Source organism: Leptolyngbya sp. GB1-A1 (assembly GCF_039962475.1).
Classification (GTDB): domain Bacteria; phylum Cyanobacteriota; class Cyanobacteriia; order Elainellales; family Elainellaceae; genus Leptolyngbya_A.
The window spans coordinates 35,459-50,570 of the sequence record NZ_JAMPLI010000036.1; the positions used below are offsets into that span (position 1 = coordinate 35,459).

12 protein-coding genes are annotated in these 15,112 nt (G+C 52.7%); 6 read left to right on the forward strand and 6 right to left on the reverse strand.

Annotated features, from left to right (window positions below):
- Nucleotides 1-55 precede the first annotated feature (55 nt).
- Both NDI45_RS23295 and NDI45_RS23300 read right to left on the reverse strand, forming a co-directional pair.
- The gene (locus tag NDI45_RS23295; protein ID WP_190791983.1) at nucleotides 56-394 is read right to left on the reverse strand and encodes a DUF4870 domain-containing protein; all 339 of its coding nucleotides are present in this window, start codon (nucleotides 392-394) and stop codon (nucleotides 56-58) included.
- An 11-nt stretch (nucleotides 395-405) separates the two neighbouring features.
- Nucleotides 406-846: a DUF4870 domain-containing protein gene (locus NDI45_RS23300; protein WP_348249082.1), complete on the reverse strand. Its 441-nt coding sequence runs from the start codon at nucleotides 844-846 to the stop codon at nucleotides 406-408.
- Nucleotides 847-1,091: 245 nt separating this feature from the next.
- Between NDI45_RS23300 and NDI45_RS23305 the strand changes: the two genes are divergently transcribed.
- From NDI45_RS23305 to NDI45_RS23320, 4 genes are all read left to right on the forward strand, one after another.
- On the forward strand, nucleotides 1,092-2,501 hold the full coding sequence (locus NDI45_RS23305; protein ID WP_348249084.1) for an aldehyde dehydrogenase: 1,410 nt from the start codon (nucleotides 1,092-1,094) through the stop codon (nucleotides 2,499-2,501).
- A 151-nt stretch (nucleotides 2,502-2,652) separates the two neighbouring features.
- The gene (grxC, locus tag NDI45_RS23310; RefSeq protein WP_190791985.1) at nucleotides 2,653-2,964 is read left to right on the forward strand and encodes a glutaredoxin 3; all 312 of its coding nucleotides are present in this window, start codon (nucleotides 2,653-2,655) and stop codon (nucleotides 2,962-2,964) included.
- 99 nt (nucleotides 2,965-3,063) lie between these two features.
- The gene (tadA, locus tag NDI45_RS23315) at nucleotides 3,064-3,609 is read left to right on the forward strand and encodes a tRNA adenosine(34) deaminase TadA (RefSeq protein ID WP_348249086.1); all 546 of its coding nucleotides are present in this window, start codon (nucleotides 3,064-3,066) and stop codon (nucleotides 3,607-3,609) included.
- Nucleotides 3,610-3,763: 154 nt separating this feature from the next.
- Nucleotides 3,764-4,495 carry a lysophospholipid acyltransferase family protein gene (locus NDI45_RS23320; protein WP_348249094.1) on the forward strand — a complete coding sequence of 244 codons (732 nt, stop codon included), beginning with the start codon at nucleotides 3,764-3,766 and terminating at the stop codon, nucleotides 4,493-4,495.
- A 31-nt stretch (nucleotides 4,496-4,526) separates the two neighbouring features.
- Here the strand turns inward: NDI45_RS23320 and NDI45_RS23325 are convergent, their stop codons facing one another.
- Complete coding sequence (locus tag NDI45_RS23325; protein WP_190791987.1) at nucleotides 4,527-5,288, reverse strand: MBL fold metallo-hydrolase; 762 nt, start codon at nucleotides 5,286-5,288, stop codon at nucleotides 4,527-4,529.
- Nucleotides 5,289-5,816: 528 nt separating this feature from the next.
- On the opposite strand from NDI45_RS23325, the gene NDI45_RS23330 reads away from it, so the two are divergent.
- Nucleotides 5,817-7,163 carry a glutamine synthetase family protein gene (locus tag NDI45_RS23330; protein ID WP_348249088.1) on the forward strand — a complete coding sequence of 449 codons (1,347 nt, stop codon included), beginning with the start codon at nucleotides 5,817-5,819 and terminating at the stop codon, nucleotides 7,161-7,163.
- Nucleotides 7,164-7,217: 54 nt separating this feature from the next.
- Here the strand turns inward: NDI45_RS23330 and NDI45_RS23335 are convergent, their stop codons facing one another.
- The 3 genes from NDI45_RS23335 to NDI45_RS23345 form a co-directional block, all read right to left on the reverse strand.
- Nucleotides 7,218-9,203 (reverse strand): penicillin-binding protein 2, encoded by a 1,986-nt coding sequence (locus NDI45_RS23335; protein WP_348249090.1) that lies wholly within the window; start codon nucleotides 9,201-9,203, stop codon nucleotides 7,218-7,220.
- A gap of 100 nt (nucleotides 9,204-9,303) precedes the next feature.
- Nucleotides 9,304-9,999, reverse strand: a complete 696-nt coding sequence (locus NDI45_RS23340) for a hypothetical protein (protein ID WP_199296545.1) — start codon at nucleotides 9,997-9,999, stop codon at nucleotides 9,304-9,306.
- 202 nt (nucleotides 10,000-10,201) lie between these two features.
- Entirely contained in the window at nucleotides 10,202-11,485 is a 1,284-nt protein-coding gene (locus NDI45_RS23345) for a Glu/Leu/Phe/Val dehydrogenase (RefSeq protein WP_190791994.1), read from the reverse strand.
- 478 nt (nucleotides 11,486-11,963) lie between these two features.
- On the opposite strand from NDI45_RS23345, the gene NDI45_RS23350 reads away from it, so the two are divergent.
- A complete protein-coding gene (locus NDI45_RS23350; protein ID WP_190791989.1) occupies nucleotides 11,964-14,822 on the forward strand; it encodes a cation-translocating P-type ATPase in 2,859 nt (952 codons plus the stop codon).
- The last annotated feature ends 290 nt before the right edge of the window (nucleotides 14,823-15,112 follow it).

Sequence of the window (15,112 nt, forward strand, 5' to 3'; positions counted from 1 at the left end):
GCATACTCCCATGTGGGGAGTTCAAGCTTGATGCTTTAAGTAGTCGCTTAGCCGATTACAGCAGGCGAAAAATAAACGGATAGCGGTAGGGCAGATCGGGGCGATCAAGGACTTTGACGATCGCAATAATCGGCAGCACGAGTGTAGCAACCCCTAGCAAAACCAGGAGTGGGATTCCAATCAACACCACCGTCAGCACACCGAAAATAATGCCATAGAGAAAAACGTTGATGTGAAAGTTGAGGGATTCGATCGCATTGGCTTTCACAACCGGGTCTTCGTTTACCAACAGGATAATAATTGGAATGGCAACAGAAACGATCGTGGAACTGAGCAAAATTGCGCCGTGGCAGAGGGCAGAGAGGAGTTTGCGTTGACTGGTTTCGGTTTGCATAAGAATCAAGGTTAAAGGAGCCGGAAGATCAGGGGATAGCGATACGGAACCTCAGGGCGTTTGGCAACTCGGACGATCGCAGCGAGCGGCAAAATCAAGCTGGCAAGCCAGAGCAGGACAAATAGCAGCACAGCCCCCACCATAATCATTAGCGAAATCTCGAAGAGAAACGAATAAAGAACGGACGGCAGGTTTAGCGTAATCAAGGAGTCGTCCATAACAAAGGGAATGAAAAGACTTAAGCCAAAAAATCCGACAATGAACGCGGCGATCGCATAGATATACAGACTGATGTGAAAATTGATTGATTCTCTTGCATTTGCTTTTACGATTGGATTTTCGTTGGTGGCAAGAATGACGATCGGAATGACAATGGAAATGATCGCGGAACTGAGAAACACCGAAGCATGACACACAATCGAGAGTGCTTTTTGTTGATCTAAATCACGCATTGCTGATCTCGCTGAACTTTTCAGACCTTTTGGTCAGACCTTTTGGTAGGAATTCCCTGGCTGAATTTGGGATAAACCCTAAAAAAGCAGTTGCGCGGCGAAGTGAAACCAAACGTAAAACCAAACGTAAAACCAATTGCCCAAATTCTAGCTACCGCAGTTCAACCGATCGTTCCTGAAATCTTGTCGATTTATTAAGAAGAATTTAGGGTAGAAGAGAGATGTCTCAGGAGAGGTTGCTGGGTATGGTGCAATTTATCGCAGGTTCCGAAACAAACCAGATGCAAGCTGAGATTGAAAGTGTCGTGCGGCGACAGCGTGCCTATTTTCGGACAGGCGACACGCGATCGATCGAGTTTCGGACTACTCAGCTCAAGCGGCTGCGGCAGGCAATCCTCGATCGGGAAGCAGCCATTATGCAGGCAGTGCAGGCAGATCTGCGAAAGCCTGACTTTGAAGCCTTTGCGACTGAAGTTGGCGTGATTCAGGAAATTGACTACGCAATCAAGCATCTACGCAGCTGGATGAAGCCCAAAAGCATTGGTGCGCCGCCCGAACAGTTTCCGGCGAAAGCCCAAATTATTCCTGAACCGCTGGGCGTGGTGCTGATTATTGGACCCTGGAACTATCCGTTTCAGCTCATGATTTCGCCCCTGGTGGGGTCGATCGCCGCCGGAAACTGCGCTTTGCTCAAACCCTCGGAAATTGCGCCCCACACCTCTCGCGTCGTGGCCGATTTGATCGAGGCAACCTTTGACCCCCAATATATTGCGATCGTCGAAGGCGGGGTCGAAGTCAGTCAGGCAGTGCTTAACGAAAAGTTTGACCATATTTTCTTCACGGGTGGAACGGCGATCGGCAAAATTATCATGGCAGCCGCCGCCAAACATCTCACCTCGGTCACGCTGGAACTGGGTGGCAAAAGTCCCTGCATTGTCGATGCTGATATTGACCTGAAAACCGCCGCCAAACGCATTGTCTGGGGCAAATTTATCAACGCCGGACAAACCTGCATCGCGCCCGATTATCTGCTGGTCGATCGCCGCATCAAACCCCAACTCATCGAAGCCATCACCGCAGCCCTGCGCGAATTTTATGGCGACGACCCGGCAACCAGCCCTGACTACGGACGCATTGTGAGCGATCGACACTTCGAGCGACTGGCTCATCTGATGCAGAACGGTCAGCCGATTGTCGGCGGTCAACTAAATGAAAGCGATCGCTACATCGCCCCCACCCTTCTCGATTCCGTGGATCTGGATGCACCCCTTATGCAGGAAGAAATCTTTGGTCCGCTCCTGCCTGTGATTGAATACAGCGATATTGAAGAGGCGATCGACCTGATCCTGTCCAAGCCCAAACCGCTTGCCCTCTACCTCTTCACCCGCAACAAACCACTCCAGCAGCGCATCCTCCAAGAAACGTCATCCGGCGGAGTCTGCCTCAATGAAACGATCATGCACGTCGGCGTAGCGCAACTTCCCTTTGGCGGCGTGGGCGAAAGCGGCATCGGCAAATACCACGGCAAAGCCAGCTTCGACACCTTCTCGCACTACAAAAGCATCCTCGCTAAGCCCTTCTGGCTTGATATGCCCTGGCGGTACGCGCCGTATCAGGGAAAGCTGGAGCAGATTAAAAAATTGCTTTTGAAGTGAAGTAGGTTAAAAAGTTGCTTTTGAAGTGAAGCGGTGGAGTTTATCCAGGCATCCAAGGCGATCGCAAAACTTCTCCAGTCGATCCTCGCCCCTTCACTCCTTCATCACCCCCTTACCCTTCTACTTAATCCACCCCTTCACCCCTCAACCCATGCCAAACCTCCTCAACTTCCTCCTAAAACGCCCTTCTGAGAAAATCAGGGCAAACGTCGAAGTCTACACCTGGCAAACCTGCCCCTACTGCATTCGGGCAAAAGTGCTGCTGCGCTGGAAAGGCGTTCCTTTCACGGAATACAGAATTGACGGAGACGGAGCGGCACGAGTCAAAATGGCAGAACGCGCCAACGGTCGGCGCACTGTTCCGCAAATTTTTATCAACAATCAACATATTGGCGGCTGTGATGATCTCTATACGATCGATCGGGAAGGCAAGCTCGATGCACTTCTAATGCAGCCTGAATAATCAGACCTTCCAGCCATCACTGCATCACAACTGCATTACAACAGTCCCAGGGGCAATCCTTAAAAAACTTCCCCTCACTCCCTTCTCCCTTCCACCCTAATGCCCCTTCCTCCACCCCCGATCGATCATCCCGATTACCTCATCCACTATCACTGGATGACCCAGGCGATCAAGCTGGCACAGGCGGCAGGAGAAGCAGGAGAAATTCCAGTGGGAGCGGTGATTGTTCAGGGAAATCGGGAGATTGCCACGGGGGAAAATCGGCGAGAGCGAGATCGCGATCCAACGGCTCACGCAGAAATTCTGGCACTGCGGCAGGCGGGTCACCAATTGGGTTCCTGGCATTTGGAGTCCTGTACGCTGTATGTGACGCTGGAGCCTTGCCCGATGTGTGCTGGGGCGATCGTGCAGGCGCGGCTGGGGCTGTTGGTGTATGGGGCAGATGACCCGAAGACAGGGGCGGTACGGACGGTCGCCAATTTGCCCGATAGTGCCTGCTCCTTTCATCGGCTTCCCGTAGTAGGCGGCATCCTGGAACTTGCCTGCCGTCAGCAGTTGCAAGACTGGTTTAGGCAGCGTCGGCAAACTCATGAACAGCACCGCCCCGCAAATCAGCCAATAGACGGCGAGGGAACTGTCCCCTGAAAGAGGGAGAGATGAACACGAGCAACTAATGTGGGTATAAGGTATGCCCCAATGGTGATGGGCTTTATTGAACTGCTTAGCTATGGTTTTGCTTCACTCTTCTCACGATCGCTCCGCTGAACCTGAAGTGATTCAACCCGCTTCCACCCCGCAAATGCCTGAGCCACCGGAACCCTCATCCAAAGCTCCAGTGACGACCATTCGATCGCGAATTTCTCCCTGGCTCACACCCCTGGTTTACCCTTTGGGCTGCTGGTTCGTTTTGCCCAACTACTTTCGGATTGATATCACGGGACAGGAAAACTTGCCCCTGGAGGGTCCGGTAATTCTTGCCCCAACTCATCGATCGCGCTGGGATGCGCTGCTGATTCCCTATGCGGCAGGTCGATTTGTTACAGGGCGCGACATCCGATTTATGGTGACTGCCGATGAAGTGAAAGGGCTTCAGGGTTGGATGATTCAGCGACTGGGTGGGTTTCCGGTGAATCCACGACAGCCTGCGATCGCCAGTCTTCGATTCGGCGTTGAAGTGCTGCACAACCGCGAAATGATGGTGATCTTTCCAGAGGGGGGAATCTTTCGCGACCATCAGGTTCACCCGCTGAAGCCCGGACTCGCAAGACTCGCGCTGCAAGCCGAAGGAAATCAGCCTGGATTGGGCGTTAAAATTGTGCCGATTCATCTGGAGTATGGGCAGGAGTTTCCCACCTGGGGCTGTCCGGTTAAGATTGCGATCGGCAAACCGCTTGAGGTGAATCAATATGGGCAGGGTAACGTGAAACAGCGTGCCCAAAACCTTACCCAGGATTTAGAAAATTCCCTGCGGCAGCTTGGCGGCGAACTCTCGGAAGGCTCTGCCGATTGCGTTTCGGTTTCTGCCTCGTAGGGTCTGAGTTTCAGCGATGATCAAACAAAAATCAGGCGATCGGCACTTCCAATCGATCGCCCGGTTTCGGCTCGATCACCTGTGCTGAGAGCTTTGCTGCTGCCAGGCGTGATTGTAGTTCCGCCGCACTGCCTTCTGCCTTAAGTAGACCGGGAAGAATACCGCTCATCTCAATATCGCCCCCAGCTGCAGTGGGCAGAATTACTTTAGGATTCAGGACTTTTGCCAGTTCAACCGTCGCACTTCTGCCGCGAATCACTGCCCCCACGATCGGAAGCTGCAAATCGACGATCGGCGCAATCACCACATCGATCGGCGCAAGTGCTTTCAGCATCGGGGCGTGGTTGCCGTGCGGTTCATAATAAAGCGAAGTACCTTGCTGAAGATCGGTTAGCACATAGCCATTCTCAACCAGCGTTGGTCCGACCAAAGAACCGGGTACTGCCTGAATCTTGAGCGCGTTTGCCAGCGTGAAGCTTTCACCGTGTGCCAGAGCCGTTACCTGCGCGTAGCCCAACCGATTCACCACTTTCGCCGCATTCGGAGAAGCAACTACAGGAATCTGGCGATCGAGCTGCTCTAGCGTAGGCGGATGGGCATGGTCTTCAAGTCCCTGGGAGAGCAAAATCAGATCAATTGCATCAGGAATGGCACGCTGGGAGCGACGATCGCTCTTAAACAGCCAGGACATCTTGCCAAACATCAGCGACCCTACAAGCCAGGGATCGAGCAGGATTTTTTGTCCCGCCATTTCAATCAGCCAGGAATTAGTGTCGAGCCAAGTCAAATACATCGCACATTTTTTGAGAGACTTTCCTTCATTATTGTCGCAGTTCCATTACGTTGAGAGGGAATTGGGGCGATGTGAAATGGTTTTTATTTAGAGGCGATATTTAGAGGCGATCGGTGAGGTTAAGTAAAACAACGCTAGAATCCTTTATCCGTTTGCTGCTCTGCTTGTTTCAAGGCCTCTCTAAATATCTTTTTCCCTGAGGGGCAGAAAGATTACAAAAGGCTTCTAGAATCTGCCTGAATTTTGAACTTTGCTGAATCCAATTTTTTTGGACAGCCGCTTTAGTAAAATCTATTCTTTCAATCATCTTTTCAACCGCAGGTGCAAGAATAGGCTGTTTAGTTTTTCATCTAATGTGCGTTAGCAATTTGTGTTAAAAATTCTTAGCTTCTAAAGCGGCTAATTTTCAAAGGCAACACTAAAACACAGTCATACAACAGTGATATAGATGAGCAATGCGGATTATAGAATCTGCTTGCCAAAGGCAGAACTCCCCGTCACAATGGCTTTCAAACTCAGGCAGAATCAATGGTGAAAGCGATGACGCAAGACTGGCAGCGGCTCCTTGATTCAGCAGCAGTGCGCTTTGTGCGGATTGTCTGGTGTGATAATGCGAACGTGATTCGGGCGAAGGCATTTCATACGGCATTTTTGGAAGAACATCAGGATTGGGGCATTGGGATTTCGATCGCCCAACAAGCCGTTCCCGTGATGGCTGATGCGCCTGCGCCAGAGAGTGGTTTGGGTCCGGTGGGAGAAGCCTGGCTAGTGCCGGATTGGTCCACGCTTGCGCTATTGCCCTATGCCCCCGGTCATGCCCGTGTGATGGGAAAGATGATGCGTGAGGGGCAACCCTGGGCACTTTGTCCGCGCAGTTTTTTGCAGCGCATGATCGCTCAGGCACAGGCAATCGGCTTAGAGGTGAAAGCAGCGTTTGAGAACGAGTTTTATCTGCTGTCCCGCAGCAGCGAGGGAATTGTGCCCGTCGATCGCACGCTGTTTGCTGCGTCGTTGAGTATGGATCAAAATCGAGCTGTGATTGATGACATCGCGGCTGCCCTGATCGCTCAGGAAATTGCAGTCGAGCGGTATTATCCAGAGTCCGGTCACGGTCAGCATGAAATTTCGATTCGCTATACTGGGGCACTCGCAGCCGCCGATCAGCAGATTGCGTTTCGCGAAACCGTTCATGGTGTTGCCCTCCAACATGGGCAGATTGCTTCGTTTTTGCCCAAGATCTTTGCAAACCAGGCAGGCAGCGGCTGTCATCTGCATCTAAGTTTGTGGCGGCAGGGGGCAAATCTCATGCCCGACCCGCAGCAGCCGGGGGAACTGAGTCCGATCGCCCTGGCTTTTGTTGCCGGAATCCTCGATCATTTGCCTGCGCTGATGGCAATCACGACACCCAGCGTCAATTCCTACCGTCGGTTGCAGCCTCACTTCTGGAGCGGCGCGTTTTGCTGCTGGGGCAAAGACAACCGGGAAGCAGCCGTTCGGATTCCAAGCAGTCCCGTTCCACCGAGTCCGACCCATCTGGAACTAAAAACCGTGGATGCGTCTGCCAATCCCTATTTGGCTCTGGGAGCCACGATCGCTGCTGGGCTGGATGGTATCCGACGCGCCCTCACGCCGGGTGAAGAAGTGACGATCGATCCCGGTAATTTCTCAAAAGCAGAACGGCAGCAGCGCAAGATCGATCGCTTACCTTCAACGCTGGGTGAGGCGATCGAGCATCTGAAGCAGGATGAGCATCTTTTGAACGCGCTGGGAACCCCGCTGACACAGGCATTTCTGGCAGTACGGCAAGCAGAATGGGCAGCGATGCAGGAAATGCCGCTGGAGGAGGAGGTGGGGATGTTGCTGGAGCGGTACTAGGAGGTGGAGAGGTGAGAGGTGAGAGTAAGGGGATGAGGAGATAAGAAGTGAGGTTTAAGGTTGTGCGGGTTCTTCCTGGGGCTGATCAGTGGGCTTGGCAGGGGGGAGATGGTCGATCGCAATAATCGACTCCATGACGGATTTGACGATCGGTGCAGTGACAGTTGAACCATAAGCATCATCGCCCTGCGGCTCATCGACTACTGCCAGCACCACATAACGGGGAGCCTCAACCGGGAAAATGCCAACAAAGCTGGTGATGCGTGCGCCGTCGATATAGCCTCCGTCGGGGCTTGCTTTCTGAGCGGTTCCCGTCTTTCCAGCGATGCGGTAGCCAGGAATCTGAGCAGCCTTTCCGGTTCCTTCCTCAACAACGTGTTCCATCATGTTCAGTACGGCGTTTGCCGTTTTGGGTGAGAAGACTGCTTCGGGCGTAGGCAGGTCCGGCTTCCAGACCAGGCTTTCATGGGGGTCAACCAAGCCTCTCACCACATGGGGCGTAACTCGCTTACCACCGTTTGCCAGCATGGCGTGAAGCTGAAGCAGTTTGATCGGCGTGAGCGAAAAGCCTTGTCCAAATGCGGTGGTCGCGGGTTCAATCACGGATTCGGTAAACTGCGTGTAGTCCTTAAGCTGCCCGGTCGCTTCCGAGGGCAGATCAATTTCTGTTGGCTGATTGATCTTCAGCTTTTCGAGCCAGCCATAGTACACACCGGGCTGTAGCGTTTCCATCAAATGCACCATGCCCACGTTGCTGGAATGCTGCAAGATTTCAGTGAGGGAAAGCTGTCCGCGTCCGCCTGCGTAGCTAAAGTCTGCGTTTTGAATGGGCCAACCGTCTACTTCGATCGCCCCTTCGTCGTAGAAAGAAGCATCGGAACCCACAGCTCCAGATTCCAGCGCGATCGCCACGTTAACGGGCTTAAAGGTTGACCCCGGCTCATATAGGTCGGTCAAAATCCAGTTTTTCAGCTGCTCGATTTTTGCTTCATAAAACTTGTTGAGATCAAAGGCAGGGGCGGAGACCAGCGATCGAATTGAGCCGTCCTGCACATCCATAACCACCACAGCTCCCCGCTTGGCGTTGTACTTCTGCATTTGCCCATCCAACGCAGAACGAGCCGCCCGCTGAAGCCGACTGTCTACTGTAAGCTGAAGCCGCAAGTCGTCTTTCTGATGCTGAAGAAAATGCTCGGGCAGGTTAATGGGCACAATTCCCCCATCACCCGATCGTCTGAGCGTCATTGACGCGATCGACTGCTCAATCTGAGGTTCTAGAGAAGCTTCAACGCCGGACTGACCCTGGCGATCGGCATTCACAAATCCCACAATTTCCGGAAAAAGAGCCTGCTGCGGATAAATCCTTTCCTGCTCAGGAACCAACTCTAAGCCGTCGAACCCCAGAGTTGCAATTCGCTCCTGGGTATCTTCTGAAATATCATCCCGAACTCGAATACCGCTTTCCTGAGCTTTAAATTTGTCCATTAACTGCTGCACCGACTGTCCCACGATCGGCGCCAAGTCTGCGGCAACCTTCTCTTTAGCTTCGTTAAACAGAAAAGGATGGGCAAATAGCGTATAAACGGGCTGATCGATCGCCAGCACATTTCCGGATCGATCCACAATCGGACGACGGGGCATGACCGGGCGCAGATCGAGCACCTGCTGTTCTTTTGCTCGTTCTTGCAGCATCCCTGCCTGGAATACTTGAATTTTCAGCAAATTGAGCAGCAAAAGCAGCATTGCACCCAGCATAATCAGCCAGACAATCAGCAATCGCTGCCGCTGCACCTTTGGCGAAATCCCAAAAGAACCGGAACCAGAACCCGAAACTTTTCGATTGCGCTGGACTCGATCGCGTCGAATGGGGTTTTTCGATCGAGAACGCGCTACAGAAACCGAGCTAAAGCGGTTTTCCCGGCGGGACGATCGCTGCTGCGGAATTGGAGTTCCTGAGGCACGACGGCGACTTCGGGCAGAGGCACGGCGCGAAAATTGGGCAGCAGATTGAGCAGAAAACGGGAAAGGAGGAGTAGCCATCGACCAACTCGAAACAGGGAGTGATGCCAGAACGATAATCTGAACAGAAAAATTCTGCTCAACATTAAATGTCAAAAAATGTTAAACAGAAAATGCCGAATTAATAGCCCAAAGGACGGGCAGGAATTGGAGTATCCGGCATAGGGGTTACTTCAGGGGCAGTCGCAGGACGCAGGGGGGCAGGACTGAGGAAAATTGTGCTGTTGGGGTCGGGTGGCACTAAACCTGTTCCCGGCTTTTCTGCCTGCTCTGCCATCTGATTTTTAAGAACTTCGTTAGTCGTGAGAAACTGCCGTTCCCGCTTCTGCAATCGCTCGAGCTGCCGATAAGCGTCGCTCCATCGCTGCTGGGTGTAAACCGTCCAGCCATAAACGCCCAGTCCTGCAATCACCAGCAAGAGCGTAATCAGCGTTGATCCCTGCTGTAAGGCAAACAGTCCCCGCAGCCAGAGGGGAAGCGGCTGGGGCTGGGGCAGGCTTCGCACTGACGATCGCTTTGCAGCCGAACGGGTTGTGGCTTTCCCTAAGGAAGATTGCTCCAGATGGCGCAAGTTGGCTTCTGGGGCGATCGATCGCAGTTTTCCTGCCGAAATCGTCAGGTCTGAAGCAGGATCTGAGACAGGATTGGTTTGCCGCAGCGGAACCACTTTCGCTCTACCTTGCTTCGCCTCTCCCCGAGTCGATTGCTTCGCAGTTCCTCGAAGTGAAGATCGCGTTGCCGAATTTTTCCGACGGGGTGCTGTTGAGGAGCGGGACGATTTCCGCCGAGCAGCACTGGGATCAAGCACAGCCGTCATAGCCTTTCACCTTTTAGAATGACCCTTCAGAATTTAATCTCTACTGCTATAGCACGATCCCATTAATTCAGCACGACTAACGCTAGATAAAGGAGTTTTCCACCACAGCCAAGTGCATGAATCTGACCGTTCCAAAAGTATAAGGGGGACTCGTGCGATCGTCACTTTTTTTGCGGAAGGATTCCTGACTGAATTGGCAAGCTTAGCTGCGGTAGTCTTCCCGCGTACCTCGTGTCCGCAGAGCTTGTCCCAGGCGATCGAGGGCATGAACATAGGCGGCGGTTCGCATTGAGCAGGAAAGCTCTTTTGCCGTTACCCAAATCCGCTCGGTTTCCTCGGTCATTTTTTCATTGAGGCGGCGGTTCACTTCTTCCAGGCTCCAGTAAAGCCCGCTGCGGTTTTGCACCCACTCAAAGTAGCTAACTGTGACGCCGCCCGCATTGACCAAAATATCGGGAAACACCTGAATTCCCTTGCTTTCCAAAATTGCGTCGGCTGCCGATGTAATGGGTCCGTTTGCCACCTCGAAAATGTATCTCGCCTGAATGCGATCGGCGTTCTCAGCAGTGATCTGGTTTTCGAGCGCAGCCGGGATCAAGATATCAACATCCAGTTCGAGCAGTTGCCCATTGGTGATGACTTCATGGTCAATCTGGCTGCACACGCTGCCCCTGCAATAAACTGCTTTGATGCCGCGTGTTGCGTCTTTGATTTGGCGGACGCTGGGGATATCCAGTCCTTGTGCTGCATAAACGCCGCCCTGCGAATCACTGACCGCCACGACTTTGTAGCCTGCCCGGTAGAGCAATTCTGCCAAAACTGCTCCAGCATTGCCAAATCCCTGGACAGCTACCGTCGTTTCGCTAGGTTTGCGATCGAGCTTCGGCATCAGTGTTTGGATCGAGAAGAAAGCCCCCATTGCGGTTGCAGTTTCACGTCCGAGGCTGCCGCCCATGGTGATCGGTTTGCCCGTCACAACTCCAGGGGTAATTTGCCTGCGGATCGTGCTGTACTGATCCATCATCCAGCCCATGATCATGGCATTCGTGTAGACATCGGGGGCGGGAATATCCACATCGGGTCCAATAAAGTCGGCGATCGCGTCAATGTAGCCTCGGCTCAGGCTTTCTAGCTCAAATTTAGACAGCTCCTTAGGATTCACGGTCACGCCACCCTTTGCGCCGCCAAACGGCAGATTCAGCACGGCACATTTAAAGGTCATCCAAAATGCTAAAGATTCAACTTCGTCGAGCGTCACGCCCGGATGAAAGCGAATCCCACCTTTTGTTGGACCCCGGCTGTCGTCATAGCGGACGCGATAGCCCTGAAAAACACGTAGCGAACCGTCATCCATTCGCACTGGAATCGAGACGGTAAGGCTAGCTTTGGGTGCTCTGAGCCGTTCGATCGCATCTTCGCCGATCGTCACGTAGCGCAAAGCTTTTTCAAGTCGAGTATTTGCGTCAGATAAAAGAGAACCGGACACTTGATGAGCGATCGTGCCGGAGTTTGGGTTAGACATTCGATGCCTCCTCATTGCGGAAATTCTCAATGACTTCTCAATGGCTGAGCAGGAGACGACTGAAGCGATGGTTTGAAGTGATGATTTGAAGCGATGGTCTGTCCTGCTATCTCTATCTTTCCCGAAAAACTGTAGCAAAAACTACAATTTATTATTTATTGAGTAAAAGATACAAAACTAAATATTAAAGGAGTGCGGATTGCTCCTATTCTCTGGCGCTTATTATGCAGGAATAGGTTGTGCCCCAAACAATTTACTTCTCCAGGTTTTACGTTTTATCTTTTTTTAATAGTTATCCTTAGAAGAGAATATTGTTAAATTGCTAGCCGCAAAATAATAGCGGAGCTTATCCTGATCGCAATAGGATGGGTCTGATGAGTCTTTTTCATAACGACTAGCCCTTCTTATTCCCAGACCTTCAAAATTTCCTGTGAGCTGATTCATGACTACCGATGTTCCGTCTTCTCAAACTCCACTCTGGTACACACTGGAAGCTGATAAAGCGGTCCAAATTCTTCAGGGCGATCGACAAGCAGGATTATCCCCAGAACAAATCGCCGAACGGCAGCGGCAATATGGTCTCAACGAGCTAGAAGAGACAAGCGGGCGCAGCTCTTGGGAAATTTTGCTTGATCAGTTTAAGAACATTATGCTGATCATGCTGATTGCGGTTGCCCTTATTTCCGGCGTGCTGGACTTAATCGATCTCCGGGCAGGCACTGCTTCGCCAGATGAAATTCCCTTTAAAGACACGATTGCAATTCTGGCGATCGTCATTCTCAACGGCATTTTGGGTTACGTGCAGGAAAGCCGCGCCGAAAAAGCTCTGGCTGCGCTGAAGAATTTAGCTTCGCCCCGTGTGCGGGTGCTGCGCGACGGCAGAATCAGCGAAATTGATGCAAAGGATGTGGTTCCGGGCGATGTGATGATGGTGGAAGCCGGAGTGCAAATTGCCGCCGATGGTCGTTTGCTGGAAGCGGCGAACCTGCAAGTTCGGGAAGCTGCCCTGACGGGAGAAGCCCACGCCGTCGTCAAGCAGGCAAACGCCCAACTACCCCAGGATGCTTCGCTGGGCGATCGGGTCAATATGGTGTTTCAGGGAACCGAAGTTGTAAATGGGCGCGGCAATGTCCTGGTGACGGGAACGGGAATGCGAACCGAGCTGGGCAAAATTGCCACTCTGCTTCAGGGCGTTCAATCTGAGCCGACTCCGCTCCAGCAGCGGATGGACCAGCTCAGCAAGGTTCTGGTTTCAGGTGCCCTGGCACTGGTGGCGATCGTCGTCATTGGCGGGGTTTTGGCGACCGGAATTGGACAGCTCCGCGACTTCCTGGAAGTGTCGCTCAGTATGGCGGTTGCGGTCGTTCCCGAAGGTCTGCCTGCAGTCATTACCGTCACCCTGGCACTGGGAACGCAGCGAATGGTGCGCCGTCAGGCTCTCATCCGTAAACTGCCTGCGGTAGAAACCCTGGGTTCGGTGACAACGATTTGTTCGGACAAGACCGGAACGCTGACCCAAAACAAAATGGTGGTGCAGTCGGTGCATCCGCTCTCTGGGTCGCTTCAGGTGACGGGCGAAGGCTACGTTCCTGAAGGGCAGTTTTTCCATCCGGGCGAAACGAAACCGATCGAGGCTCCCGATAAAGCCGATCTTCAAGCTCTTCTGCTGGCTTGTGTTTTGTGTAACGATGCGGCTCTGCAAACTGAAAAGGGTCAATGGGCGATCATCGGCGACCCAACCGAGGGCGCATTGCTGGTTGTCGGCGGCAAAGCCAGATTGATGAAAGAGCCACTGAATAATCAGCTTCCCCGGGTGGGCGAGTTTCCCTTTTCTTCAGAACGCAAACGGATGAGCGTTGTCGTCAAAGATGCGACCGGAGAAATGCACCAGCAATTCCCGACGTTGTTGTCTCCCAATTCGCCGCTGGTGATGTTCTGTAAAGGATCGCCTGAACTGGTGCTGGAGCGGTGTCAACAGGTGATGGTGGGCGATCGCGTTGAGACCCTGACCGAGGCGCAGCGTCAGCAGATTCTAGAACAAAACAACCAGCTTGCCGGACGCGGACTGCGGGTTTTGGGCTTTGCTGCCAGACCGCTGACCCAGATGCTTCCTGAAGGCAATGAGGACAATGCAGAACAGGATATGGTCTGGCTGGGGCTGGTGGATATGCTTGATGCGCCCCGACCCGAAGTGCGCGATGCCGTAGCCCGCTGTCGGACGGCAGGCATTCGTCCGGTGATGATTACCGGAGATCACCAGCTTACTGCACAGGCAATTGCAGAAGATTTGGGCATTTCTTATCCAGGTGATGCAGTGCTGACTGGGCGGGAACTGGAGCGGTTTAGCCAGCAGGAACTAGAGCAGCAGGTCGATCGCGTTGGCATCTACGCTCGCGTTGCACCCGAACACAAGCTGCGAATCGTGCAGGCGCTCCAGAATCGAGGCAAAATTGCCGCCATGACCGGAGACGGGGTGAACGACGCACCTGCCCTGAAGCAAGCCGATATCGGGATCGCGATGGGCATTACCGGAACCGATGTGAGCAAAGAAGCCAGCGATATGGTGCTGCTGGACGATAACTTTGCCACGATCGTTTCTGCGGTCGAAGAAGGACGGGTTGTTTATACGAATATCCGCCGCTTTATTAAGTACATTCTGGGATCGAACATTGGAGAAGTGCTGACGATCGCCGCTTCCCCGCTTCTGGGTGCGGGTGGTGTTCCTCTGACTCCCCTACAAATCCTTTGGATGAACCTGGTTACGGATGGTTTACCTGCACTTGCCTTAGCGGTTGAACCTGCGGAACCGAACGTGATGAACCGTCCGCCCCACGACCCGAAAGAGAGCATCTTTGCGCGGGGACTGGGCTCATACATGGTGCGAATTGGAATCGTGCTGGCAATTATCGCGATCTCGCTGATGGTCTGGGCATATGGCTACACCGAGCAGGTGCAAACAGAACTGCTGGTGCGCGATCGCTGGAAAACGATGGTCTTCACCACGCTTTGTCTGGCACAAATGGGGCACGCATTGGCAATTCGCTCGAATTCTCGCTTGACGATCGAACTTAACCCGTTCACCAATCCGTTCCTGCTGCTCGCAGTGGGCTTAACCAGCCTTCTACAGCTTGCGCTGGTGTATGTGCCGCCTCTCCAAGACTTTTTTGGAACTCACTATCTCAGCCCATTTGAGCTGCTAATTTGTATTGGTTTCAGCTCGTTGATGTTCGTTTGGGTCGAACTCGAAAAATTGTTCTTCCGGTTCTACTTCAAGAATCGTGAGGCAAAAGTGCGAGCGTAGTGGGATTGGTCGATCGATCTGAATTTTAAAGTTGAGAAGACAGAAGCCTGCTGATGCGGGCTTTTTTATTGGGATTTTAAGCGTTGCTGAATAGAAATATGAAGAACCCAACTAAGCTCCTGCATCTCCCCCTAAATCCCCCAATGCTGGGGGCTTGGAGGATTAGTTCCCCCAAAGCTAGTAGTTCACCAAATAAACTTTGCCTAGTTAGCATGCTTTAATTTAGGATAGAGATGCCCTAACCGAATGCGCGCACCTGCACTGGAAAATCTCCAATTGACCCTGGCTTT